This window comes from Comamonas testosteroni TK102 (assembly GCF_000739375.1).
GTDB classification, from domain to species: Bacteria; Pseudomonadota; Gammaproteobacteria; order Burkholderiales; family Burkholderiaceae_C; genus Comamonas; species Comamonas brasiliensis.
The window spans coordinates 3,911,523-3,936,184 of sequence record NZ_CP006704.1 but is presented as its reverse complement, the minus strand read 5'-3'; the positions used below and the strand labels follow the sequence as shown (position 1 = coordinate 3,936,184).

24 protein-coding genes, 1 pseudogene and 1 riboswitch are annotated in these 24,662 nt (G+C 60.5%); of the genes and pseudogenes, 11 read left to right on the top strand and 14 right to left on the bottom strand.

Translation table 11 applies throughout. The features are described 5' to 3' along the window. Nucleotides 1–265 precede the first annotated feature (265 nt). Both O987_RS17870 and O987_RS17865 read left to right on the top strand, forming a co-directional pair. Nucleotides 266–925: a transglutaminase-like cysteine peptidase gene (locus O987_RS17870; protein ID WP_235214408.1), complete on the top strand. Its 660-nt coding sequence runs from the start codon at nucleotides 266–268 to the stop codon at nucleotides 923–925. A 65-nt stretch (nucleotides 926–990) separates the two neighbouring features. After that, on the top strand, nucleotides 991–2,976 hold the full coding sequence (locus O987_RS17865; protein ID WP_029158303.1) for a LapD/MoxY N-terminal periplasmic domain-containing protein: 1,986 nt from the start codon (nucleotides 991–993) through the stop codon (nucleotides 2,974–2,976). Between the two features lie 68 nt (nucleotides 2,977–3,044). Here the strand turns inward: O987_RS17865 and O987_RS17860 are convergent, their stop codons facing one another. Beyond that, nucleotides 3,045–4,034 (bottom strand): bile acid:sodium symporter family protein, encoded by a 990-nt coding sequence (locus O987_RS17860; RefSeq protein WP_043373855.1) that lies wholly within the window; start codon nucleotides 4,032–4,034, stop codon nucleotides 3,045–3,047. Between the two features lie 119 nt (nucleotides 4,035–4,153). Here O987_RS17860 and O987_RS17855 point away from each other — a divergent pair, with 119 nt between their 5' ends. Continuing rightward, nucleotides 4,154–5,086: a LysR family transcriptional regulator gene (locus tag O987_RS17855; RefSeq protein WP_043373853.1), complete on the top strand. Its 933-nt coding sequence runs from the start codon at nucleotides 4,154–4,156 to the stop codon at nucleotides 5,084–5,086. Nucleotides 5,087–5,090: 4 nt separating this feature from the next. Here O987_RS17855 and O987_RS17850 read toward each other — a convergent pair whose 3' ends face one another. The 8 genes from O987_RS17850 to O987_RS17810 all read right to left on the bottom strand — a co-directional run bounded on the left by O987_RS17850 (nucleotide 5,091) and on the right by O987_RS17810 (nucleotide 12,333). Continuing rightward, nucleotides 5,091–5,411: a hypothetical protein gene (locus O987_RS17850; RefSeq protein ID WP_043373851.1), complete on the bottom strand. Its 321-nt coding sequence runs from the start codon at nucleotides 5,409–5,411 to the stop codon at nucleotides 5,091–5,093. 692 nt (nucleotides 5,412–6,103) lie between these two features. Next, entirely contained in the window at nucleotides 6,104–6,367 is a 264-nt protein-coding gene (infA, locus tag O987_RS17845; protein ID WP_003053600.1) for a translation initiation factor IF-1, read from the bottom strand. Between the two features lie 23 nt (nucleotides 6,368–6,390). Then, nucleotides 6,391–6,609, bottom strand: a complete 219-nt coding sequence (locus tag O987_RS17840) for a hypothetical protein (RefSeq protein WP_003053604.1) — start codon at nucleotides 6,607–6,609, stop codon at nucleotides 6,391–6,393. Between the two features lie 984 nt (nucleotides 6,610–7,593). After that, the gene (locus O987_RS17830; protein WP_051962310.1) at nucleotides 7,594–8,925 is read right to left on the bottom strand and encodes an OprD family outer membrane porin; all 1,332 of its coding nucleotides are present in this window, start codon (nucleotides 8,923–8,925) and stop codon (nucleotides 7,594–7,596) included. Nucleotides 8,926–8,971: 46 nt separating this feature from the next. Continuing rightward, nucleotides 8,972–9,451 (bottom strand): pseudoazurin, encoded by a 480-nt coding sequence (locus O987_RS17825; protein WP_043373845.1) that lies wholly within the window; start codon nucleotides 9,449–9,451, stop codon nucleotides 8,972–8,974. A gap of 15 nt (nucleotides 9,452–9,466) precedes the next feature. Further along, complete coding sequence (locus tag O987_RS17820) at nucleotides 9,467–10,270, bottom strand: ABC transporter ATP-binding protein (protein WP_019042118.1); 804 nt, start codon at nucleotides 10,268–10,270, stop codon at nucleotides 9,467–9,469. Then, complete coding sequence (locus O987_RS17815) at nucleotides 10,267–11,343, bottom strand: FecCD family ABC transporter permease (RefSeq protein ID WP_200879562.1); 1,077 nt, start codon at nucleotides 11,341–11,343, stop codon at nucleotides 10,267–10,269. The genes O987_RS17820 and O987_RS17815 overlap by 4 nt, the downstream gene beginning before the upstream one ends. Nucleotides 11,344–11,397: 54 nt before the next feature. Beyond that, nucleotides 11,398–12,333 carry an ABC transporter substrate-binding protein gene (locus O987_RS17810; protein WP_235214178.1) on the bottom strand — a complete coding sequence of 312 codons (936 nt, stop codon included), beginning with the start codon at nucleotides 12,331–12,333 and terminating at the stop codon, nucleotides 11,398–11,400. Between the two features lie 202 nt (nucleotides 12,334–12,535). After that, a riboswitch (cobalamin riboswitch) is annotated at nucleotides 12,536–12,762 on the bottom strand. Nucleotides 12,763–12,820: 58 nt separating this feature from the next. Here O987_RS17810 and O987_RS17805 point away from each other — a divergent pair. The 5 genes from O987_RS17805 (at nucleotide 12,821) to O987_RS17785 (ending at nucleotide 17,945) form a co-directional block, all read left to right on the top strand. Then, nucleotides 12,821–13,324 carry a GNAT family N-acetyltransferase gene (locus O987_RS17805; RefSeq protein WP_043373841.1) on the top strand — a complete coding sequence of 168 codons (504 nt, stop codon included), beginning with the start codon at nucleotides 12,821–12,823 and terminating at the stop codon, nucleotides 13,322–13,324. A 148-nt stretch (nucleotides 13,325–13,472) separates the two neighbouring features. Next, nucleotides 13,473–14,642, top strand: coding sequence for a DUF1624 domain-containing protein (locus tag O987_RS17800; RefSeq protein ID WP_080553870.1), 1,170 nt, complete (start codon nucleotides 13,473–13,475; stop codon nucleotides 14,640–14,642). 55 nt (nucleotides 14,643–14,697) lie between these two features. Next, on the top strand, nucleotides 14,698–15,081 hold the full coding sequence (locus O987_RS17795) for a Fur family transcriptional regulator (RefSeq protein WP_003053614.1): 384 nt from the start codon (nucleotides 14,698–14,700) through the stop codon (nucleotides 15,079–15,081). Nucleotides 15,082–15,563: 482 nt separating this feature from the next. After that, the gene (locus O987_RS17790; RefSeq protein WP_029158298.1) at nucleotides 15,564–16,970 is read left to right on the top strand and encodes a PLP-dependent aminotransferase family protein; all 1,407 of its coding nucleotides are present in this window, start codon (nucleotides 15,564–15,566) and stop codon (nucleotides 16,968–16,970) included. Nucleotides 16,971–17,084: 114 nt separating this feature from the next. Continuing rightward, on the top strand, nucleotides 17,085–17,945 hold the full coding sequence (locus tag O987_RS17785) for a DMT family transporter (protein ID WP_003053617.1): 861 nt from the start codon (nucleotides 17,085–17,087) through the stop codon (nucleotides 17,943–17,945). A 181-nt stretch (nucleotides 17,946–18,126) separates the two neighbouring features. Here O987_RS17785 and O987_RS17780 read toward each other — a convergent pair. Next, nucleotides 18,127–19,009, bottom strand: a pseudogene (locus O987_RS17780) (LysR family transcriptional regulator). A gap of 50 nt (nucleotides 19,010–19,059) precedes the next feature. Between O987_RS17780 and O987_RS17775 the strand changes: the two are divergent. Then, entirely contained in the window at nucleotides 19,060–19,995 is a 936-nt protein-coding gene (locus tag O987_RS17775; RefSeq protein ID WP_043373837.1) for a DMT family transporter, read from the top strand. 309 nt (nucleotides 19,996–20,304) lie between these two features. On the opposite strand, the gene tsaA is transcribed toward O987_RS17775, so the two are convergent. Next, on the bottom strand, nucleotides 20,305–20,787 hold the full coding sequence (gene tsaA, locus O987_RS17770; RefSeq protein ID WP_043373834.1) for a tRNA (N6-threonylcarbamoyladenosine(37)-N6)-methyltransferase TrmO: 483 nt from the start codon (nucleotides 20,785–20,787) through the stop codon (nucleotides 20,305–20,307). A 90-nt stretch (nucleotides 20,788–20,877) separates the two neighbouring features. Between tsaA and modA the strand changes: the two genes are divergently transcribed. Together modA and modB are read left to right on the top strand one after the other, a co-directional pair. Then, nucleotides 20,878–21,681, top strand: a complete 804-nt coding sequence (gene modA / locus O987_RS17765) for a molybdate ABC transporter substrate-binding protein (RefSeq protein ID WP_019042108.1) — start codon at nucleotides 20,878–20,880, stop codon at nucleotides 21,679–21,681. Nucleotides 21,682–21,698: 17 nt separating this feature from the next. Next, nucleotides 21,699–22,379 (top strand): molybdate ABC transporter permease subunit, encoded by a 681-nt coding sequence (modB, locus tag O987_RS17760; protein ID WP_268746915.1) that lies wholly within the window; start codon nucleotides 21,699–21,701, stop codon nucleotides 22,377–22,379. 102 nt (nucleotides 22,380–22,481) lie between these two features. On the opposite strand, the gene O987_RS17755 is transcribed toward modB, so the two are convergent. The 3 genes from O987_RS17755 to O987_RS17745 all read right to left on the bottom strand — a co-directional run bounded on the left by O987_RS17755 (nucleotide 22,482) and on the right by O987_RS17745 (nucleotide 24,557). After that, nucleotides 22,482–23,390: a nitroreductase family protein gene (locus O987_RS17755; RefSeq protein ID WP_043373828.1), complete on the bottom strand. Its 909-nt coding sequence runs from the start codon at nucleotides 23,388–23,390 to the stop codon at nucleotides 22,482–22,484. A gap of 189 nt (nucleotides 23,391–23,579) precedes the next feature. Next, nucleotides 23,580–23,864: a hypothetical protein gene (locus tag O987_RS17750; RefSeq protein WP_003053624.1), complete on the bottom strand. Its 285-nt coding sequence runs from the start codon at nucleotides 23,862–23,864 to the stop codon at nucleotides 23,580–23,582. A 357-nt stretch (nucleotides 23,865–24,221) separates the two neighbouring features. Further along, complete coding sequence (locus O987_RS17745) at nucleotides 24,222–24,557, bottom strand: winged helix-turn-helix domain-containing protein (protein WP_043376623.1); 336 nt, start codon at nucleotides 24,555–24,557, stop codon at nucleotides 24,222–24,224. Between the last annotated feature and the right edge of the window lie 105 nt (nucleotides 24,558–24,662).

Here is a 24,662-nt window from a genome sequence, read left to right as displayed (position 1 = left end):
AATATCAAGTCTTCTGCCGCCTTGCCCGGTGGCGATCGCCAGGTCGTTTTCAGAGCTTGCATGATTGGTTACATTTGTGAGCGTCGAGTCTTGGTCGTGTTCTTTCGGAACTATCAAGATTCATAGCGGTTATCACAATATCTACAGGCGTTCTAAGCAGATTCTGTCTTGGACGCTTGCTCTTCCTGCAACTCGATTGAGCACCTCGCCCAGCCTACTGTTTCCACATCCCGTGGAAAGAACCCAGCGTCTGTCGCGCAGAGGCATGCTTTTGTATGGCTCGGCGATTGTCGGGGGCTGGGCGCTGCAAAAAGGCTTTGAAGCCGCTGCGTTGGATTTCGACAGCGAACGGCTGCAGAGCACCATGCAGTCGCGCTATGGCAGTGCCGGGGTGCAGAGACTGGGGCAGTGGCTGGCGATGCTGCAGGCCCAGAAAGACAGGCCGCTGCAACAGCAGTTGTCGGCCGTCAATACCTTCTGGAACCGCGCGGTGCTGCAATCGGAGGACAGCACGCTCTGGTCTCAGCCCGACTATTGGGCCACGCCGCTGGAGACGCTGGGCAAGGGAGCGGGAGACTGCGAGGACTATGTGATTGGCAAGTATTTCTCGCTGCAGCGCTTGGGGGTGGCGGTAGAGAAACTGCGCCTGATCTATGTACGCGCGCGCCTGGGTGGCGTGGGCAGTACGCAGAGCATTGCGCATATGGTGCTGGGCTATTACGAGACACCTGCTGCCGAGCCGCTGGTGCTGGACAGCTTGCTGGACAACATCATGCTGGCCAGCCAGCGCAAGGACTTGACTCCCGTGTTCAGCTTCAATGCCCAGGGTGTCTATGTCGCGGGTGCACAGACAACGTCAGTGGATCGAATTACGCGTTGGCGCGATTTGTTGGCGCGCATGAAGCAGGAAGGTTTTTTGCCATGAATGCCATGTTCCGCGGTGCAGGCAGCGAAGCCCTATTGAATGGTAGACACAAATAAGGCAGCAAGATGTCGTTGTTGAAACAACTTTTGATCAGCGTGACGGTGGCCATTGTGGCCATCTTGATCGGCACCCTGGCGTTCAGCATTGGTGCCGCGCGCCAGTATCTGGATGGACAGTTGCAGTCCGAAAGCGAGAACGCGGCATCGTCGCTGGCCTTGTCACTGTCGCAGCCGGCCAATCAGGACCCGGTCACGCAGGAGCTGCTGATGATGGCCTTGTTCGACGGCGGACAGTTCAAGCTGATTCGACTGGCCTCGCCCCAGGGCGAGACCTTGTTCGAGCGCCGGCGCGACAACGGCACGACCGAGAGTTCTGCCGCTGCAGCCAAGCCCAGGCAAAGTGCTGCTCCACGGTGGTTTGTCGAGATGCTGCCGCTGCGCTCGCCCAAGGCCGAGCGTGTGATCAGCGATGGCTGGAAGCAGGTCGGGCAGCTGACGCTGGTGGTGGACGACAGCTATGCCAGCCAGGCGCTCTGGGGCAGCAGCGTGCGTCTGGCCGGAGTGGTTGTGCTGGCCGGGTTGGCCTGGGCTTTCTTCGTGGTCTTGCTGTTTCGTTGGTTCCGCAAGGTCTTGCAGCAGGAAATCTCGGCACAGGTTCAGGCGATTGGCCGCCAGCCGGATGAGGCGGAATCGGCGCAGCCTGCCAGGGCTGCAGTGGCCGAGCTGGTACCGGTGCTCAGCGCTATTGCGGATACCCGTGAGCGGGTGCAGGCAACGGCGCTGGAGCAAATGGCACGTATCGAATCGCTGGAGATCGAGGTCAATCGTGATCCGGTCACCCAGCTGCCTAACCGCAAGTATTTCGTCAACGAGCTGCGTCGCGCGCTCAGCGGTGCCGATGGTCTGGCAGCGCATGGCCATGTGATGCTGTTTCGCCAGCGCGATCTGCTGGCCCTGAATGCCCAGATGTCGCGAGCCAGCGCCGATGCCTGGCTCGCGGCGATGGGTGAGCAGGTCAATCAGGTGTTGAAGAGTCATGCTGACTGCAAGGCTCAGCTGGCCCGCCTCAATGGCTCGGACTTTGTGGTGCTCATGCCGGCCCTGGCGGGGCCTCAGGCCATGTCACTGGTGCAGCAGATCCGTCAGGTGCTGTTGTCCATGCGTGTGACCCTGAGCAGTGGTCAGTGGTGCCGCTGGAGCTTTGCCCTGACCGATTACTCGGCATCGAGCTCGGTAACCGGTGTGCTTGCACGGCTGGACTACGGTCTGATGCGTGCCGAGAGCTCGGGACAGGCCGAAGTGGAATATGTGGCCTACGGCGATGATGAGGTGGTTTCCGATCTGGCCGGAGAAACCTTGTGGCGTCAGATGCTGATTGCGGCCCTGGAGGCGCAGGATGCGCTTTCCCTGTCCGTTCAGCCGCTGCAATTCAAGGGCAGCAACGGGATGCAGGAGCGCGGCGAAGCGTCGCTCTCGCTGCGCACTGCTTCCGGCGAGACCTTGATGGGTTCTCTGTTCCTGCCGGTTGCCGTGCGCCTGGGCCTGTCGGCAGAGTTCGATTTGCGAGCGGTGGCCCTTGGGGCTGCGTGGCTTGAGCAGAACGATTGCGAGCTGGTCATTCGAATCTCCTTGCCCTCGCTGGCTCAGCCCGACTTCCTGGGCCGTCTGCGTGAAGAGCTGAGTGCACAGAAGTGGGAGCATCGCCTGTCCCTGCTCTGTCTGGAGCTGGATGCGCATGGACTGACGGCCTATCCCGATGAGGTGGCCGAATTCTGCCGGGCCATGGCATTGGCCGGTGTCGGCGTGGGGTTGCGCCGTCTGGATCAGCAGCCCATGGGCCTGACCAAGCTCCACACCTTGCCGCTGCGCTATGTGAAGCTGGGCAGCGAGTTCTCGGAGCAGGCCGCCCAGAGCCCGGGTGCCCTGCATCTGCTGCAAGCCATCGCCGAGACCGCGACAGCACTGGGAATCCAGGTGATGGTGAGCGACTCCGTCAATGCGGAGACCGCGCAACTGCTGCATCGGCAAAACGCGTTGACGCTGGCCGTCTGAAACGGCGAATTCTCCAACCCACCAAAAAGGGGCGCATGAGGCGCCCCTTTTTGGTGGGTCATGGGATCCTAATGGGTCGTGGTCTGATCGGCAATCTGGACCCGCCTGGCATAGCGCTGCGCCAGCACCGCACAGACCATGAGCTGGATCTGGTGGAACAGCATCAGCGGCAGCACGATCGCGCCCACGGATGCGGCAGGAAAGAGCACATTGGCCATGGGAATACCGCTGACCATGCTTTTCTTGGAGCCGCAGAAGACCAGCGTGATCTCGTCTTCCTTGCTGAAGCCCAGGCGACGTGCGCCCCAGGTGGTGATGAAGAGCACGGCGGCCAGCAGGATGGAGCACAGCACGATCAAGCCCAGCAGTGAGGGAATCGGCGTCTGCTTCCACAGGCCGCTGATGACTGCGGCGCTGAAGGCGGCATAGACCACAAACAGGATGGAGCCCTGGTCCACCAGCTTGATGATGGAAGCGCGACGCTGCAGGAAGCCGCCGATCACGGGGCGCATCAGATGGCCGATGACAAAGGGCAGCAGCAGCGTCATGGCAATCTTTCCAATGGCATGCAATGCATCGCCGCCTTCCGCATTCTTGTGCAGGACCAGACTCACCAGAATCGGCGTGACCAGAATGCCCAGCAAGGTGGAGGCCGATGCGCTGCACACGGCCGCAGGCACATTGCCGCGCGCCATGGAGGTGAAGGCAATCGCCGATTGCACGGTGGCGGGCAGGGTGCAGAGAAACAGCACGCCGATATACATCTCGGTGGTGACCAGGGGCGAAAGCACCGGGCGCAGTGCCAGCCCCAGCACGGGGAACAGCACAAAGGTGGCGATGAAGATCCAGACATGCAGGCGCCAGTGGCCTATGCCCGCCAGGATGGCCTGGCGCGAGAGCTTGGCGCCGTGCAGAAAGAACAGCAGGCTGACGATGCCGGTGGTGACAAGTTCCACATATTCAGCCACCTGGCCCGATGCGGGCAGAAAGCTGGCGAGGATGACGGTGGCAATCAGTGCCAGCGTGAAGTTATCGGGGAGAAAGCGGGGGCGAGACATATTCTTGAGCTGAAGCCATCCATGCAAGGCACCGGGTCGGTGCGCGATGGCTGCGTATTGGACACGCAATCCATTTAAAAGAGAAATGGATTTATTCGATAGACCTATAATTTTTCGATATGAATATCAGTCTGCGTCAACTGCGAGCCTTTGTGGCAGTGGCCCAAAGCAGCAGTTTCAGCCGCGCCGCCGACGCCCTGGCCTTGACGCAGCCTGCCGTCAGCCGCAATGTGACGGATCTGGAGCAAGCCATGGGTTTGCTGCTGCTGCATCGCACCACGCGTGAGGTGGAGCTGACCGAAGCCGGGCGTCTGCTGCTGGGCAATCTCTCGCGCGTGCTGGAGGATCTGGATGCCTGTCTGCTGGAGGTGCAGGGCCTGGCGACACAGCGCAAGGGCCGGGTCAAGGTGGCCAGCAGTCCCACGCTTTCCGCCCACCTGATGCCGCAATGCATTGCGCGCGGCAGGCAGCAGTCGCCGGGCGTCAATATCCAGCTGCTCGATCGCATTCAAAGCGATGTGCTGCTCAGCGTGCGCAGCGGCGAGGTGGATTTTGGCGTGGTGATCGACCCTTCCGAGAAACAGGATCTGCATGCTCAGACCATTCTGGCCGAGCCCTTTTGTCTGGTCTGTCTTTCCTCGCATGACCTGGCGCGCAAGAAAGAGGTGCACTGGGCACAGCTGGCGGGCGAATCCCTGGTGCTGCTGGACCATGCATCGGGCAGTCGCCGCCTGATCGATGCCGCGCTGCAGGCCCATGGCGCGGCGGCATCGGTGGTTCAGGAGGTGGGGCATACGACCACCATCTACAGCATGGTGCAGCAGGGTCTGGGTCTGAGCGTGGTGCCGCGTCTCGCTATTCCTTCGGCCTGGGCTGCGCAGACCGCCACTGTCGCGGCGGCTGGCGGTGCGCTCCTGGTCAGTCGTCCCCTGGTGCCCCGGGTGCAGCGCAGCATCATGCTGGTCAAGCGCCAGCAGCGTGAACTATCGCCCGTCGCGCATCTGGTCTGGGATCTGATTGCGGCAGAGGCCGTCAGCCTGCTGGACGGATAGCGGCTCAGGGCCTGAGCACGATGCGCGAATCAATCACCAGCCCCTGCGGTTGCGGCGCGACATAGACCGGCTGGGGCGGGGCCATGTACACGGGCTGGGGTACATGGTAGGCCGCGGGACGGCTCCTGCACTTGCGCTTTTCCTTGTACTCGCCGTTGCTCTTCCACTTGCGCTCCACCTTGCATTGGCCATCCCAGTACTCTTCCTTGTGCTCGCGCTTGTGGTGATGGTGATGATGATGGCGGTCATGTGCCAGGCTGGTCAGAGGTGTGGCAATCAGCGCCATGGGCAGGCAGATGGAAACGAGAGCAAGGGTTTTCTTCATTCTGGATGGGGCAGTCAAAGGCCGGAGCCATGGCTGCATCGGTGTTCAAAACGCTGCGAGCATAAGCGCAATGCACCGAGGAGACTGTATCAATTCATGAGCGCAATTCGCGCTGTGGCTGTGGCTTGTGCGTGGGTTGTTGTTCCATGCTCATAAAAAATATGAGCGCCTTACGCAGTAAATACGGGAACTTCAGACTATTTTCCATCTGAAATGGAGAATTGGACAGCGGAAGAAGCTATGTATTAAGTAGCTTTTCTTCGAGGGCTGTTTTGACGTGGACTTCGGTAGACACGAACCCGTGAATGCCATGGCTTCCGGGTCCAGGCATTCCTCCCGGGCCGCGGCGCCGGGATGCCTGCAAGGCCAGTTCGATGATGGCCTGCCTGACAGTGCGGCACCATCAGCAGGGCGATAGCAGCCATGCCATGGGGCGCAGAGTTCTTGGAGGGATAGTTGGGGTGAGGCCGGTTGCAGCCTTGCTGCTCCGGCTTCCGCATGCCTAAGGGATGTCGGTCAAGGCTGACTGCCGACTTCGGAGGTGATGCAGCATCTGGCGCCAAGTGGCGCGAGCCTGCCTCAAGCGAATTCCGGTGCCAGAGCCCTGATGTTGGCACGATGCTGCTGAGCGGGCGCTTGCGCAGCGCCGAAGCTGGTGGTCGGGGGCCGTCCACCAGATCCACTGCTGATGCTTAGTGGCGGCGCTGCTGCGGCGCGGGATGGCTGTTGTTGGAGCGCTCGATGTGACGGAAGGTCAGGCGACCCTTGTTCAGATCGTAGGGAGACATCTCCAGCGTTACCTTGTCGCCTGCCAGCACGCGAATGCGGTGCTTGCGCATCTTGCCGCCGGAGTAGGCAATCAGCTGGTGGCCGTTGTCCAGCGTTACACGAAAACGGGCGTCCGGCAAAACTTCGTCCACTCTGCCTTGCATTTCAATCAATTCTTCTTTGGCCAAAACATTTCCTTTCAACAAAAAGGTCAGTTCAACTGGTTGTCCAGCACCATACTGCGCCCTTCGGCGAGTGCATATTTGCTGGCCATGTCCGGGGTGTCGAACTGGCGGATAAATCTGAAAATCCGGTCATAGGTTCCGCGACGGATGGAAACCGCTGCAGCAACCTTGCCGGAGTGAGTCATTTGGGTGAGGGCAGTCACAATGTAGTTGCCGACACGCTCTGTGATTTGTTCTGTGTGCATATCGAGTCAACGGGCGGCACCAACCCTGGGCAGGGCATGCCGTCCAATGAAAAATGAAGGAATCCGGCTCTGACGAGTCGGGATCAAATAAGCCAGCCCGCTTGCGGGTGGCTCATGCTTCTTGCCAGGGAATGCTCCGGCTGTATGTAGCCGAGCGTGGGCAACGTGAGATCTGCCTGAGAGATGCTGCGCAGGGCAAGTGCCGCGCAGCAACGCAGATATTATAAAGCATTGCTCTTTTATGCGCAAATCGTAATGAGCCAGCGGTGCTGGCAGAGATGGTCGCCGGGTGGCCGGCCCTTGCGCATCGCGCGGCTGATAGGCTGCGCAGGGTGATGGGTGTGGAGGTTAAAGCGCTCTTGGCATCCAGGTGGAAGTTGTCATGCAAGGACTGCAAGACCGCAGCAGCGCTTGCTGCAGAGCTGAGAGGCTCGATCGTGGAAAAAAGGCTTGGCTAATAGGAGAGGGCCGCTGGCTAGCTAAAACGCTGCAAGCCCCTGCTTGTCAGCGCCCCACGATGAAGAGGCGGTACAGCGATTTGCTGCACCATGGGATGAATCATAAACGCAATTGAGAATCGTTCACAAATAACCCTTTGACGTTGAGGACTAAGGGTTGAGGAAGCGGCGGCCAAAGAGCCGGCCATGAACGCCGAGACCAAGGCATGCAGGCCGGCAAGAGAGAGGACCACAGACGGGAACGCGGCAGAAGGCCAGACAGCCAGAGTCAGGCCGGCGGCGATCAATATTGTGGGTGCCCTGCAAGAGGGCGGCTTGTGCGGGTTGCCGCTAACGGGTTGAGACTTTTGCCATCTGGCTGTCACATTTCAAAGGCAAGATGCGTAGCGCTGGGTTCTGGTTGTAGCACTGAAAGATGGCTTGACCCCTGGCGCCAATTCCAAAGCCTCGGCCCCAGTGCCGGGGCTTTTTGCTGGCCCGAAAACGCAGTCCCAACGAATCGCTGGATTGCCGGACTTGTCCAGGTCTACAGGATCTTGAACGGCAATTCCGCCTGCAGTCGAAGCTGATTCATATTGGCCTCGCCTTGGGCCTTGTTGGTGCGATGCACGCCGTAGCGCAGCTGCAAATTCAGATGCTTCGCCGCCCCATGCTGCACCGTGTATCTGAGCAGAAGGTCGCGTTCCCAGTGCTTGCCCTGGGTTCCCGAATAGCCGAGGTAGCTGGCATACACGGCATTGAGGCGGCTATTGTCGATTCCGGAGCCTCTGGTGTAGGCAACGCCCGCGCTCAACCCCGGGGTGGCGATGGAACCCAGGTCCACATCGTATTTGAGTTGCCAGGACGCTTCGCGCGGGCCGTTGAAGTCGGACAGCTGCATGGCGTTCTCCAACCAGATGGAGCCGCGGTTCACATAGTCAAACGGATTGTTGCCGTTGACCTTCTGGTAGCCGAGGCCGAATCTGTGAGCGCCTGCGACGTAGCTGCTCATCAGGCTCCAGGTGGTGGTGTCAATCTCGCCAGACCTGGCCCTGCCGGTATCGGTGCTGCGATAGAGGTTCAGGTTGAACGACAGCGCACGCTTGTCTGACAGAGGAAGCTTGTAAAAACTTCCCAGGTACGCGGTGTTCCAGTTATCCGCGTATTGTCCGTAGTAGCTGCTCAGCGTCAGATGTGGAACGGGAGTGTCCCATGCTGCGCCTACAAAGCTGAAGGAGCCGCTGGTTACGCCCGAATAGTTGCCCAGCAGGTCGGCACCGTTCTTGCGCGCATTGCGGTCGGCCCAGCCGGTAAATCGCCCGGCCTGCAGCGTGAGTGTGGGGATGTCTCTGCTGGTGACTTGCCAGCCCCGATTGCTTTCAGGCAGCAATCGGGTATCGGACGAACTGAAGATCGGTGTCTTGGTCCGCATCTCGCCCACTTTCAGTTCCGTGGAAGAGATTCGGGCTTTCAGTGCAGCGCCGGCACGACCGAAGCTATCCGCAATCTCTTGCCCATCCTTGGCCACGTAGCGAGGCGTTGCCCGTGCATGCTCGGCCTGTGTCCCCAGATTGACGGCGCCATAGGCATGTGCATCGAGCCCCAGGCCGAGAACGCCCTGCGTGTAGCCCGATTCGTAATTGAGCATCAGGCCGTAAGCCGATTCTCGGGCCAGTGTCTGACCTCTTTGTCCGCTGGCCGCACGAAAGCTGCTTCCTTTCTGGTAGTCGAGCTGTTCAAGCAGCATGCGGTTTTGCATATGGAGTGCAGCGCCCTCGACAAAGCCTTTGGCGTCATCTTGTGCACCGGCAACAGCGCCACCACTGGCGCATAGCATGACGGTGCGCAGTGCCCAAAGACGACAAACACGGACTCTCATCGAATGGATCTTTTCAGTGGCGGCTGCAGGCCCGATGGGCCGGATTTCATTGGCCATGGTGTGGCTCTCTGGATGTTCGGGCTGCGGTCTGGGCGCGTGCAGCGATGTCCTGGAAGCGCTGCCTCGCCTGTTCAGGCACGTCATCCGGTACGGATAGCTGGGACAAGGGGCTGTCGCCGACCTGGATCAGCATCACCATGCCCATTGCATAGTGGGGCTGGCACTTGACGCCGTAAAGACCTGGCTCGGTCATGGTGACCGTGATTTCCTGATTGGTCTTGCCTCTGAAGGGCGTCGCGCCTGCCGGCGCCATCCCCGCGATGGATACCGCATCGTGCCCGCTGCTGGTCGCGAGGAATTTGACGCTGTCGCCTGCTGCGATCCTGACGAACTCGGGCTCGTACGCCATGGCTGCGTGAGGACCTCGGTTGAGCATCTTGATTTCGACGGTTTCTGCTGTGGCGAAGTGCCCTGACAAACTGCAGGCAAGCAAGGCGGCAATACGGATGGCGCTGGGAGCAGGCATGAGGAACTTTCGGTTTTAGTGACTGGCCATCGCTTGAAAGCGCAGCACGTGGCTGCCGTCTTCCGGATCCAGCAAGGCGCGCACCTGAACCTGAAAGACTTGCTGCAGCAAATCCGGACTCAGCACCTCCAGGGGCTTGCCCAGCTGAACCAGGCGGCCCTGATGCATGACGGCCAGACGGTCGCAGGCCATGGCTTGGTTGAGGTCGTGCAGCGCGATCACCTTGGTGATGGGAAGCTTCCGGATCAGCTGCATCAGCGACAGTTGTTGGTGGATATCGAGGTGGTTGCAGGGTTCGTCGAGCAGCATCAACTGGGGCTGTTGCGCCAGAGCCCGTGCAATATGTGCTCTCTGGCGCTCGCCGCCCGACAAGGTGTTCCAGCGGCTGCCTGCCTTGGATAGCAGGCCGACATCGCGCAGCGCATCTTTGACGATGTTCTGGTCGGCGGCCGACAAAGGAGCCAACGCGGACAGCCAGGGCGTTCGCCCGAGCTCCACGGCCTCGGCCACGGTGATGGCATCGAGGGTGTCGGCGTCCTGCGCCACCAAGGCCAGCCGGCGCGCCACGGCACGCCTTGGCAGGCGCCGCAGTGCCTGTCCCCCCAGCAGCACCTCGCCCGAGCTGGGCTTGAGCACACCGGATAGCAGTCGCAGCAGGCTGGATTTACCCGAGCCGTTCGGCCCTATGAGTCCCAGCATTTCACCCGGCTGCACTTGCAGGCAGACCTGCTGGACAATGGCTGTGCCACGCGCCTTCCAGCTGATATCACATGCTTCAAGCGCGACAATGTCCGGCTTGGCGAGGGGGTCAGGCGTCATGCATGACCTCTTCGGCCTCTGAGCAAAATGCCGGCAAACATCGGCGCGCCGACCAGGGCGGTGATGACGCCAATGGGCAGAACCTGTCCCTTGATCAGGGTGCGTGAAACCACATCGGCGGCAATCAGGAAGATGGCTCCGATCAAGGCGCTGGCCGGGATCAGGCGCCCATGGCGCACGCCAACCAGCAGACGGGCCGCATGAGGAATCACCAAGCCCACGAAGCCTATCGCTCCGACCACGGAAACCATGACGGCTGTCATCAAGGCAGCTGCCAGCAGCAGGGTCAGCTGCACGCGGCGCACGGGCACTCCCAGCGCGGCGGCCGATTCGCTGCCGAAGGTGAACGCGTCCAGAGAGCGGGCATGCATCAGACACACCAGCACTCCTGCCATAGTCACCGATGCCGTCAAAACCGTATCGGGCCAGCGCACGCCGCTCAGGTTGCCGAGCAGCCAGAACATGATGCCGCGCGCCTGCTCGGCACTGCCGGACTTGGTGATGATTAACGAGGTCAGCGCATTGAACAGCTGCGAGCCGGCAATGCCGGCCAGCACGATTTGCCCGCCGTTACGCAGGCCGCCATTGCCAGCGGCATGGGCCAGCAAGGCCACCAGGGCAAATGCGCAAACTGCTCCGAGGAAAGCCCCGGTGCTCATCGATACCAAGCCCGCACCCAGGCCGGCGACCGAAACCAGCACGGCCCCCGTGGAAGCGCCTGCTGAAATGCCCAGCAGGTAGGGCTCGGCCAAGGCATTGCGCAGCAGGGACTGCAGAACAACGCCGCAGACGGCCAGCCCGGCCCCGCAGCTGGCTGCGACCAGGGCTCTGCTCAGGCGGTAATTCCAGACAATGCCCGCATTGATGGGGTCTATGACGTAGCTGGTGCCCAGCATTTGATTTGCGAGCACCTCGTATACGATGCGGGCGGAGATATCGGTCTCGCCAATCGCTATGCCGGACACGACGGCCAGCAGCAGCAAGGCCGCTGCTGCGGCCCCGAGTAGGGCGGCGCGCAGCAACCGGCCGGCCGGTAGATGCGGTCTGGAAAGGCTCGGCGTGTAGGTATTCATGGCTCAGCGGCCGGGGCAAGGTGCGCCGGCATGCGGACTTCGTTGATGCCTGGCTTATTTGGAGAGGCCTTCGATCTTCAGCACCGCATTGGCAATCTGCTCCATGCCGTCCACCTGGCGGATGGATCCCTGCAGGGCATCGGCGTCGACGATCACGATGCGGCCGTTCTTGACGGCATCCATGTGCTGGGTGACGGGATCCTTCTTGAGGAAGTCCAGCTTTTTCTGGTAGTCGTCTGCAGGGAAGCGGCGACGGTCCATGCGGGCAACGATCAAAATCGAGGGATTGGCCCTGGCAATCGTCTCCCAGCCTACGGTCGGCCACTCCTCTGCGGATGTGATGACGTTGCGCAAGCCCAGAGCTTGCATCATGTAGCCGGCCACGCCGTTCTTGCCGGCCATATAGGGGTCGGCGGCCAGGTCTGCGCTGGAGAACCACAGTGCGGCAGACAGGTTCTGGAGCCCCGAGGATTTGACCTTGGCCACGGCCTGGGTCTGGCGATCGCTCAGCGCTTTGACCAGGCTTTCGCCGCGGGCCTCGACATCAAAAGCCTGGGCCAGCTGGCGAATGCCTTTGTACAGGGCTTTCACGTCGTAGCTGGCAGTACGCGTGCCGTCCGATCCCACAAGATTGTTCTTGCCTTCGCAGTCGGCAGGCATGGCATAGGTGGCGATGCGCAGATCATGGAATTGCTCGCGCGTGCCCACCACGCCATCCTTGCCCACCATCCATTCAAACTGCGAAACCACCAAGGCGGGGCGCTTGCCGAGGACCGACTCGAAGCTGGGAATGTTGTCGGACAGGCGTGGCACCTTGTCGTTGACAGCCTTGAAGCGGGGCTGTACCGGGTTGAACCAGAGCGCTGTTCCGACAACCTTGTCGCCCAGGCCGAGGGCATAAAGCATTTCAGTGCCGGCCTGACCTATGGTGACCACCGAGGTGGGCGCCTTGTCGAGAGTGAGGGTGTAGCCGCAGTTTTGCAGTTGCACAGGAAAGTCGGTTGCATGAGCGGAAAATGCGGTAGCGAGCAGGGCAGTGCTGGCAAGGCTTCGAAGCAGCATCGGAATATCTTTCCAGAAGCGGCGAAAAGCACCTTGGAAGACATAGCAGGACACGCGCCTGAACTTTGCCTTGAGTGGCAGCACGTTAGCGGAGCGATGAAATGCTCACTTCCCGGACACCCCGCCGGCAATGAATTGTTGGTGCTCTGGCAGGTCTCCTGACTGGCAAATCATCGCTGGCTCATCGCCTTCCCAAACAGATGTTCAGTGGCTGTGTGATGGCTGGCTCATTGCCTACAGTTGCGGGGGCAGTTCCATTTCACGGGCCGGCCCCGAAGGTGCCTGACCACTGGATTCCCTCATGCATTCGCCGCAGCGCACGCATGTTCTTGTGAAACCAAAGTTGCGGTAATGTAGCTGATTTTGTAGCAACAGTCCCAAGCCAAGACGACGAATGAGCTCGGATTGCCTCTCCATGCCCCGCTTGCAAGACGTTTCCATCCAGCGCGTTCGTGAATTGCATCAGGTTCACAGCTTTCTGCAAAGCGCACGTGTTTCCATGTTCGGAGGGCGCATCGCTTCACTGGAAATTCCCGAGGATCTTCGCCATTTCGAAGAGACCTATCTGTCGGGCAGCGGCTGCATGCTGGCGGCTCTCGATGCTGACCAAAGCATGCAGGCCACGATTGCCTGCCGGGACTATGACGGCAGATTTGCGCAACTGGATTTCGGACCGCAGAAGGTGGTCGAGGTCGTGCGCCTGTTTGTCGCGCCGCAATTCCGGCGCTCAGGCGTGGGGCAGGCGATGCTGGATGTGCTGATGCGCCATGCTCTGGCCCAGCAGGTGCAAGTGCTTTATCTGCACACCCATCCATTCCTGCAGGGAGCTCTTGAGTTCTGGCAAAGACAGGGCTTTGCGGTGATCGAGCGCGAAGAAGACCCGCTATGGCAGACCGTTCATATGCAGCGTCTCATGTGAAGCTTGGAAGAGCTGTCCAAGGCTCGGGCTGTCGACCGGGTCCTCGACCTGCGCATTGGAAGCGGAGGTGAAATCGAGCATGTCTGCGCCAGACACCGGGTATGAATTGTTATGATATTGATAATTCGATATCAATAAAGCCAACAACTTGTCCTCTCTGTCTTCTCCATCAGCAAGTGCTGGCCGTCTGCAATCGATCGATGCGCTGCGTGGTCTGGTCATGCTGTTCATGTTGCTCGACCATGTCCGTGAAACCTTTTATCTGCATCTGCAGGTTCCCGACCCCATGGTCGTGGCTGACACTCCGCCCGGCCTGTTTTTCCCGCGCATGCTGGCCCATTTGTGTGCGCCGGTATTCGTGTTTTTGACGGGCCTGGGGGCGTATCTGTATGCCAGCCGGCATGCCGGGGCTGCTCAGGCGCGCACCGCATCCGGCTTTTTGTGGCGGCGCGGCCTGTTCTTGGTGCTGCTGGAGGTGACGGTCGTCAACTTTGCCTGGACCTTCCAATTTCCTCCCGCCAAGATCTTTCTGCAGGTGATCTGGGCGATCGGTCTCTCCATGCTGGCCCTGTCGGTGCTGGTATGGCTGCCACGCAAGGCATTGCTGCTGCTGGGGCTGGTGCTGATTGCGGGGCACAACCTGCTCGATGGTCTGCATTTTCCTGCGGGCCACGTGATGCATATGCCCTGGGCGATCCTGCATGACCGTGGCTGGCTGGAGCTGGCTGGAGTGCAACTGCGCACGTCCTATCCTCTGCTGCCCTGGATCGGCGTGATTGCTCTGGGCTACGGCATCGGTCCGTGGTTTGGCAAAGCCTGTGATTCGGCGCAGCGCAGCCGTTGTCTGCTGATGGCAGGCATTGCCTCCCTGCTGGGCTTTGCGATGCTGCGCACGCTCAATGTCTATGGTGATGCGCCCTGGCTGGCCGGTACGAATGCGCTGCAGACACTGATGTCCTGGTTCAACGTCACCAAGTATCCGCCCTCGCTGTTGTTCCTGATGTTGACGCTCGGTATCGGCTTGCTGCTGCTATGCGCCTTCGAGAACGCCGCAGGCCGCACCGGGCTGCAAATGCTGGCCACCTTGGGGGCCGCACCCATGTTCTTTTATGTGCTGCACCTGTACGTGCTCAAGTTCATGTACCTGGCGGCGGTGGCGTTCTGGGGGGCCAACCAGGGACAGTTGTTCGGACTGAGCAGCCTGCTTTGGCTGTGGGCGATCGCAGCGCTGCTGGCCGTGGCTCTGTATCCCGCAGCAAGCTGGTTTGCCGCACTCAAGCAGCGCCGGCGCGACATTACCTGGCTCAAGTACCTCTAGGATCGAGCCACGGCACAATACGGCCTCCTGTCGCTATTGACCCCGCCTCGCCACGATGAACACCTCCAAGCAACGATCCACCAAGCAGCGCGCGGCCATTGAGCAGGCCATGGCAGAGGCCGACAGGCCGCTTGCGCCACAGGAGGTGCTGGAGTTGGCGCAGGCAAGCTTACCCGGGCTCGGCATTGCAACCGTGTACCGGGCACTCAAGGCGATGGCCGAAGAGGGATTCCTTCATGAGGTGCACCTGCCCGAGCGCACCCCCATGTATGAGGTGGCAGGGCACGGCCACCATCATCATTTCCAATGCACGGTCTGCCAGCGGGTGTTCGATGTGCATGCCTGCCCCGGCAATCTGGCGAGCTTGGCGCCAGCGGGATTTCTGGTCGACAGCCATGAAATCACGCTGTATGGCCGTTGCCGTGACTGCGCAGCCTGAACTAGCATGGCCTGCTTGCGGTGTCGGTACCTGAGGAGCGCAGCGGGCGACTTGACCGCTGCCTACTGCTTCAAGGCTGCCGTTCGCAGGTGGATTTCCGGTGGCGGCAAAGAGCAGTTGGATGGCGTTGACAACGCTTGATACTTCCAATGTCGAGAGCGCTTTGTTGGCATTCGGTGCATGGCCTGCGCCTTGTGCATCAGGCAGGTCTTTGCTCCGGCTCGTGAACCAATTGTTCGGTGATCTTCTGGCAGGCACAGGCGTGGCAAATGACTGGCGTCCCGCACTGCCAATCTATGGGTGACGAACAGGTGCAGAGCCTGCCTTGAGTCGGCTCCTGCCGGATAGCCCCATCGCTTTCGGCAAAGTGGGTGCGTTGTCCTTGCGGGAGTCTGGAGGTTCTGCAGGCAAGTCATGGGGCACAATCAATCACAATTACTCCACACTGTAGTGGAGTGCTTGCCAACACGGTGGACATTCTGATGGCGCGCAGCGGTACTCTCATCAACCAGGTCATGTCGCATATTCGGGCGGGCATTGCTTCTCGAAGCATCTTGCCCGGAACGCGGCTGCCCTCGATCCGGCAGCAGGCCCGACTGCTGAAAATGTCGGTTTCCACCGTGGTGGAAGCGTATGAGCGACTGGCGGCAGAAGGCACTGTCGTATCGCGCCCCGGTGCCGGTTTCTATGTCAACGGGCCCGTGGCGCCGCTTGCCTTGATGAAGTTGGGGCCCAGGCTCGACCGTGTTGTCGACCCCTTGTGGGTGTCGCGTCAGTCGTTGGAGAGCGACCCTGCATCGCTGCGGCCCGGTTGTGGCTGGCTGCCGCCCACATGGATGTTCGAGGACGGACTGAGGCGAGCACTGCGGGCACAGGCGCGAGGCTCGCTGTCGGAGCTGACGGAATATTCGACACCTCTCGGGAACCCGGCCTTGCGCCAGCTTCTGGTCCGTCGCATGGCTGCCACGGGTATCGATGCGTCACCCGAGCAGGTGATGCTGACGGAATCAGGAACGCAAGCAATCGACTTGATTTTCCGTTTTCTGCTGAAGCCCGGGGACAAGGTTCTGGTTGATGATCCCTGCTATTTCAATTTCCATGCCCTGCTCAAAGCCCATCAGGTCCAGGCGATTGGAGTGCCCTACACGGCCCAGGGGCCGGATCTGCCCTTGTTCGAAAAGGCTCTTCAAGAGCATTCACCGAGGCTATACATCACCAATTCGGGGATTCACAACCCGACGGGAGCAGCCCTGTCTCCACTCGTTGCCCACAGACTCCTCAAGCTCGTTGACAGCTCCGAGCTGGTGATCGTGGAGGACGACATCTTCGCGGATTTCGAGAGCACCCACGCGCCCAGACTGGCTGCATTTGACGGGCTTGCACGCGTCATCCACATCGGCAGCTTTTCAAAGACGGTGTCGGCATCCATACGTTGCGGATTCGTGGCTGCCAGGCCCGAGTGGATTGATGCGCTGGTCGACCTCAAAATTGCCACGAGCTTCGGTGGAGGCCGTTTGGCGGAGGCACTTATTCTGAAGACGCTGACGGATGGCGGTTACAGAAAGCACATGGAAACCGTGCGTCAGCGGCTGTCGCAGGAGATGGAAAAGGTGGCCGGTCGTTTGCAGAAGATGGGGGTCAGGCCCGCCCTGATACCGCAGGCAGGCATGTTTCTTTGGTGCCGGCTGCCGCAAGGCATCGATGCCGCAGCGCTTGCGCGCACCTGTCTTCACGAGGGCGTGGTGCTTGCACCAGGCAATTCCTTTAGCCAGTCCCAGTCGGCCGGAGATTTTCTGCGCTTCAACGTTTCACAGTGCTCCGACGAGCGTGTTTTTTCCGTCCTGGCTCGAGCATTGAAGCGCCCGGCTCTGGGCCGGATTCAGGACTAGGCTTACGTTCTGTACTGGTTTTTATTGAATACAGTTTCTTTAAACTGTGCTGTTTTGTGCATGGTTGACGCACAGGCATCATGATGTACTCAAGGCTCGATTGAGGAGCCTTGAATGGAGAAAAGTACTGGCGGATGGGTCAACGGGATGATTGGCGTCGCCATCTTTGCCGGATCGTTGCCTGCCACTCGCGTGGCCGTCGCAGATTTGAATCCCACATTTCTGACATGCGCACGCGCTGCAGTTGCAGCGCTTTTGGCCTGGCTGCTGCTGCTTTTGCAACGGGAGCGCCGACCATCGTTGGCCGATCTGCCATCACTGGCAATTACCGCAGCGGGCGTGGTCGTCGGATTTCCATTGTTTACAGCGCTGGCGCTGCAGCACGTGACTTCGGCGCACTCCATCGTATTTGTCGGCTTGTTGCCGCTGTGTACCGCGGCCTTTGCCGTGCTGCGCGGTGGCGAGCGTCCTCGGCCGCTGTTCTGGGTCTTCTCGGCAGCGGGCGCTGCGGTGGTTGCAGGTTATGCGGCAATGGGAGGGGCGCAGGCATCCCTCACCGGTGATTTGCTGATGCTCGCCGCCGTCGTCGTTTGCGGCATGGGCTATGCGGAGGGCGCTCGTCTTTCGCGCAAGCTAGGGGGCTGGCAGGTCATCAGCTGGGCACTCATCCTGTCCTTGCCTGTGATGCTGCCTATTGCGCTGTGGACGACTCCGCCGGCCTTGGCGAATGTCGGCATGCACGCTTGGCTCAGCTTTGCCTATGTGGCACTCTTCAGTCAGCTTATCGGTTTTGTGTTCTGGTATCGCGGCCTGGCCCAGGGCGGCATAGCGGCAGTCGGCCAGCTGCAGCTGCTGCAGCCTTTTATGGGCCTGGGCCTTGCGGCTCTGCTGCTGAACGAGTCCGTGAGCTGGTCGATGCTTGTCGTGACTTTGCTTGCGGTGGTCTGTGTCTCTGGCGCCAAAAAGTATGCCTGATGGGCATGCCGCGACCATGGCATTCCGGGACTGTCGATTGCGTGAGCAGATCGGGAAGCCATGGCAGGCGCCGATACGAGCCCTGCAGCGATTTGAGGAGCAGCAAAGCCGTTGCTGATTCATGCTTGCTCAAGACCGCAGCGGGCTCAGCCACTGTCAGGCAAAGCCTGGTCGGATACGACTATTCGAGCTTCAGGCTGCTTCGGCTTTTGCGGGCCAGTTCGACGAAGGCGAGGGCAGCCGGCGAGAGTTTGTCAAAGCGCAATGCGGCCAATGCTATTTCACGGCGGCAACGAGGCTTCAGCGGGCGATAGACCACACCTGCAGGTGGGACAGGCAGAGCCAGACGCGCGGCAATAGTGACGGCACTGCCTTGTGCGACAAAGCCCATCATGGAGGTGAGCTGCTCAAACCTGAATAGCGTTCTGGGTTCGGCCCCGTGGCTGGCCAGAAATGCATCGATGTGGGGGCCTGAGCCAGCGCTGGTTCGGATAAAGGGCTGTCCATGCAGGTCCATGGCGCCGATGGCGGATCGGGACGCCAGGAAATGCGTAGCAGGCATCACTGCCACCAGTTCGTCTTTGGCCAGGGTCAGGGTGTCGAAGCGCTCATCGGGCAAGGTGACAAAGCCCAGTTCCACGCGCCGCTCCAGCAGCCATTGAACGACCACGCTGTCGGTGGCTTCCTCAATGTGCACCTCGACCAAGGGGTGCTCATTCTGAAAGCGTGCCAGTAGCTTTGGCAGCAGCTGCAGCGACGAAGTGGCACCAAAGGACGCAATGCGCAAGCGGCCCCGGGCAATGCCGTGTTTCTGCATCGGCTTCCTGCTGCAAGGCCTCTTTCTGCTGGAGGACGTCGTTGGCACGGATCAGTAGCCGGGCGCCCACCTCGGTCAATGTTGCGGCAGCGCCTTCCCGCTTGACAAGCGTGACGCCCAGCGCTGTTTCCAGCTGTTTGATGGCATGGCTGACGCCACTTTGAGAAATACCGAGTACGGCCGCTGCGCGCGAGAAACTGCCCATCCGGGCGAGTGCGGCAAAGACTTCGAGTTGCGTGAATGTCATGAGTTTTTGCTCATTCGACGATGAGTTCCGATTAGCAGATAGTAGCTGGCATGAACACCTCACGAACCTCAACCCATATGGGACTGATTGCCATGGCTGCCCTGTGGGGCGCTTCCTGGCCATGGGGGCGCATCGTCGCCCAGGCCATGCCCCCGCTGGCTGCAGCCAGCCTGCGCTTCTGGCTGGCCAGCCTGTTGCTGCTGTTGTGGCTGTATCGCAGCGGCCGCATGAGTGCATTGCGCACCCTTGGGGGGAGCCAATGGGCGGGCCTGGCCTGTGCTTGCGCCGTAGGGGTGCTGGGCTACTCGGTGTTCTTTTTGCTGGCACTCAAGACAGTGCCTGCAGGCAAGGCGGCTACGGTGGTGGCGCTTAATCCGGTGTTGACCATGCTTTTTGCGGTGCTGCTGTTTCGTGAACGCGTGAACACCGTCATGTGCCTGGGCCTGGGTTTGGCCGTGATGGGCACTTTGTATGCGCTCAGTGATGGTGCTCCAGCCGCTCTGATGTCTTCTTCTGGTGCCGGAGAGTGGCTGCTGCTGGGCTGCGCTGCTTGCTGGGTCGCGTACACCTTGATTGGACGCGTCGTGCTGACCAGCGTGGATGCGCTCACCGCGACAACGGTGACTGCCTGCATGGGGGCGGTGCTGCTGTTGGTGGCGAGTTTCGTGCAGGAGGGGGGCTCTGCATGGGCCGGCCTGTTGAAGGCGACTGCTGCAGCCTGGTACAGCCTGGTGGCACTGGCGCTGGGGGCCACGGCGCTGGCAAACGTCTGGTATCTGAAAGGCGTACAACAGCTGGGTGCCGGAGTGGCTGCCGCATATATGGCACTGGTGCCACTGTTTGGCATGCTGTGGTCCAGCCTCTGGCTGCAGGAGCCCGTCACCAGATCGTTGCTGGAGGGCGGCGCGGCTTCCATTCTGGGTATGTTGTTGATGAATGCGGGGCGTATGAGGATGGGGAGAGAAGTCCCTGCGACGAATGTCTGACTTGCCATGGGTTCAGGCACTCGATGCAGCCCATTCGCCAATGCCCCTCCGCCAGGGGTCTATATCCTGATGCTCGTTGGGCTGTTCATGTTTTCTCGCAGTCGAGCCAATTGCTCTGCGAGTGACCCCAGATGCCAGGGCCCCACCTCAGCGGCCCCTTGCTGCTCTCGTTCGTTTCGTGCAGCCAGGCGCAGCGAATTGCAGAAGCGAATCCGAATGTCGCCGGCTGCGGCGAATCGCTTGACCCTCGACGCGGCAGATTAGGCGTCACGACGGGAGTCAGCAGCGGATTGCAGGCTCCCAACCGGATCAGGACATGCGGTCATCCGAGACCGTGGCAGGTAGACGTTGCAGGCCATGACCAAACCAGCCAATGCGCTCCGTCTGGCGCACATCCAGCTGGGGAACGTAAGGCTTGATGTCTATCACGGGGGTGCCGTCCAGCATGTCGTTGCCGCGAAAGCGCAATATGCGCTCATTCAGGTGCACCAGCTTCACGATGGACAGACCAATCCGGTTGGGCCGGGCCGGAGCGCGCGTGGCAAACACCCCGTGGCTCACGGTATCCATAAACGGCACGACTTCCAGCTTCTCCACGGCTTGGTGCAGATGGGTGAGCAGGATGAGAAATTCAAAGCCTTCGATATCACGCAATCCTGCGGTGAATTCTTCGAGGATCTCCAGCTCGCCTTCCGCATCGGCCGCCGCCACGGTCTGTATCGGCATGCCCTGCGTGCTTTGAAAAGGGCTATGGATGATGCCAATGGGGCGTAGGGTGATGGTGTCGGTCATAGGCGGTGATCTCTTGTTTCCTAGTGTTATATTCCGTCGAATATAACGTGTGCGTTGCAACACAGATGCCATCTTCTACCGAAGTTCTGAATGTCGATTGCTATTACCGATAACGCCGGCCCCCTTGATCTGAATCGAAATCGAGGGCTCCATTTTTCGCGACGCGTCTTCGCTCGCAACCTTCTGGGGCTGGCCTGCGTGGCCACGCTGCTTGCCAGCACGCCCGCAAGGGCCGCCGAGACCGTACTGGTTGCCGCGATGGGAGGCTATCGCAAGCCGGTGCTTGAACTGATTGAGGCGTTTCGCAAGCAAACGGGAGTTGAAGCGCAGGCTGCCTTCGGGCATATCAAGCAGATCGAGACCCAGGCTCGGCAGAACCGGGAAGTCGCCTTTCTGATTGGTGACAAGAGTCTGCTGGAGCCCACCGGACTTTTCAGCCGCTTCGACCGTCTCGGGACAGGCCGGCTGGTTCTGGTGGCCCGCAAGGGCAAGTCGCTAAGCAGCCCTGAGGATCTGAAAGACGCAGCCTTCGGCCGGGTTGCACTTCCTCATCGCACCCGGACGGTATTTGGCGGCGCAGCCGATGCTTGCGTGAAGCGACTTCACCTCGCCGATGCGCTGTCGTCCAAGCTGCTCGAGGTTGAAGGTGTGCCTCAGGTGGGGAGCTACTTAAGCTCCGGCGAGGTCGATGCAGGGTTTGTGAACAAGACCGAGGCGTTGGCGCTTGCCGGTCGCGCAGGCCCCATGCTCGAACTGCCCCAGAGTTGCTACGACCCCATAGAAATATCGCTCGGCACCGTCAGGGATCGTGCACTTACCGAGTCGCAGAGCCGGTTTCAGGCCTTTATGCAAGGCGACACTGCCCGGCGCATCATGACCGCCAATGGCCTCTGAGCTTTTGGCGGACTGATTTGCTCCCCGAGACTTGTGCCTGGACGTCCTTTCCGCTCACTCTGAAAGTGATGGGTTGGAGCGTGCTGCTGCAACTGGCGCTTGGCGTCCCGCTGGCCTGGGTTCTGGCCCGTTGCAGCTTTCGCGGCAAGGCCTTGCTCGATGCACTGGTGACCTTGCCCCTCGTCTTTCCGCCGATCGTCATTGGCTATGTACTGCTGCTATTGCTCGGGAGAGAGGGCTGGCTGCTGGCCTGGTTGCCGCAGGATTGGAGACCACATTGGGTCTTCAGTGAAACAGGCCTGGTCATCGCTGCGGTGGTCGCTGGCCTGCCGCTGATGGTCAAACCTGCTCAAGCTGCCTTCGCCGAACTGGATGACTCATTGCGTGAGGTGGCTGCGACGCTGGGGGCACGACCTTGGCAAGTGATCATCAAGATCGAGTTGCCGCTGGGCAGGCTTGGCATCTTGGCTGGCCTGGTGCTGGCCGCCGGGCGGTCGATGGGAGAGGTCGGTATTTCGCTGATGCTGGGAGGCAATATCAGCGGGCGCACCGAAACACTGTCGCTGGCTGTCTACAACCATGTACTGGGGTCGGAAGCAGACTGTGCGAATGCGCTGTCCCTGGTGCTGGCCGGGCTGGCCGCGCTGGCGTTCTTCTTGCTCCGGAAGTTCGAGCGGCCAATTGCGAAAACAGGTTGAGGCCTGTTTTCATTTCTCCTGCCAGCGTTGCTCGCATGGCCGCGTTTACTTCGCTTGGAAACCTGTTTGCGGCATGTACTTTCGGGGAGGCGTGCACAACGCTCAGTGAGGCTTTTGCGACTCGGTAACTGCTGTGCTGGGCATTGAATCGCGGCAGCCGTTGCGCTGGGCCGGCTCTGGCACGCCCGGGCCCCAGACGGCTCTTACCGCATCGAGCATGGCAGGCTTTCGCGGCGGCGGGGTCACAGCAACACTGCCCAGGCTGATGAATCCTGCCAGATACTCCGTGGACTCGACCCCCAGTTCCGTGCAGAGCAAGGAGTCGAAGCAGCGTTCACCGCTGAGCATGATGGCGCCATAGCCGAGCTGATGTGCTGCATTCAGGAGGTTACTCAGTGCGCAGCCGGCTGCCAGGCATTGCTCACGCTCCGGCACTCGCATGCGCAGCTTGGGCGATATGACGAAAGCCAGCAAGGCTGGGCTGCGCGTGGCGTGCTCGCGGGCACGCTTGATATCCTCAGGGGACGCCAGAGGGTCGCGCCTGAGCTTCTCCTGTTCAAACAAATCTGCCAGCTTCGCGCGGGAATCAGCGGGAAATACAAGCACACGCCAAGGGTGCAAGCCGCCATGATCTGGTGCGCTGAGTGCAGCTTCGATCATCAGATCGATCTCTTGGCGATCTGGTCCCGGTGCCTCAAGCCGCTTCGGCGAAATGGAGCGTCGCTCCAGGAGAGGGGCAATCGCCTTCCTGCTATTTGAAGCGGCAAATACCTGCTTGAGCGTGGAAAGCGCTTCGGACAAGTTTTGCGCCCAGGCAACAACCTTCTCGCCTTCCACCGTGAACCCGCGAAAAACTGCCCCTGTCTTGACCAGGGCACAGCCGTATTCGCGTTCGACGCCTGCCACTGCTTTTTTCAGCTGGGCTTGAGAGAGTTGACATGCGGCGGCTGCGGCCGCCCAGTCCTGCTGCCGATGGAGGGCCAGCAGGTAGGAAATCTGATCTTGCTGCACTAGAGCCCTCTACTCGACATGATCGTTGTGGAATACGAACAAGGAACGGGGTGGTCGAACCAGCCCATGAACGGTGATTGGTGCCAGCGGGTTGATCATGTCCTGGCGCATGGAGCGCGCATCTTCTCGAACGGATGTCTGCCTTCGCAGGGCTGTGACGGCTGGCGCATATCTTTCAGGAGGCAGCATTCAGTCATCAGCCCCTGAATATCGGATCAAGGGACGTAACAGAGGCTTGAGCGGGTCAGGCGTATTGTCCAGCTCGGACAGCGCATCGGCATGCTCATACAAGGCAGCGGCCACGCCTGCAGGGTACGCCTGATGCCGGCTGGCCACTTCAAGGCGCGTGTAGAGCGCCGATGCAATGGCCTTGCGTTGCTCCGGTCGGTCGAGGTGAAGTCCCCATATGGACTCCTCCAACAGTATTTCCAGCACCTGCAGTCGCTCTTCGAGGCTGAGTTTTTCGCTGCCCATATGGATCTCAATTCACGTAAGCGCAAGGGTTCGGGAGGCTGGAGCAGCGGAGTGCAGAACAAGTCGCTGCACGCCCGGCAGATGCAATCTGCCAGGTCGGCTTTCGCTATATCTCAGTATATATTACGAAGCGTTGAGCTTTGCTCCCAATGCCGGGATGAACACTTGTGATGCGGTTTGCTACCGGGGCCGCCGAGCATGGTTCGATGCGTTCAGCGTCCTGTTGCCGTGCTGCAGGGGCGGCGCTGTGCTGTGAAGTTCATGCTGAAGTGATCGGGCCCAATGCAATGGGCGCATGCTTTGCATGAGGCCCGTCCGGGTTGTGCACGATGCCGCGGCATGCCGGCGACGGCGTTGTCAGCCCGCCTGGCTGCTGCGGACCATGGCGACTAGCTGGTCCAAATCGGCTTCACAGGCCTTGAGAGCATGCTGCTCGATGCGCCGATACAAGGCGACGACCTGATGGCCTGTTTCGGTGAGCGCGGTACCGCCGCCATGAGAGCCGCCGGTTGATGTGACCACTGCGGGGGTCTTCAGCGCCTGATTGATGCCATCGACCAGCAGCCAGGCCCGGCGGTAGGACATGCTCAGGGATTTGGCCGCCGCAGCGATGGATTTGGTGTCGTTGATGGCTTCCAGGAGCTCGATCTTTCCGGGGCCAATGGCAATGATGTCATCTGCCATCACACGCATGCGAAGCTTCACCACTGGTGCAGCAAGATTGGAGCTTGAGGGTGTGTGGGACATGTGGTTTGAAATCGAGAACCGAGAAGTGACTGGACACGCAGTCTAACCATG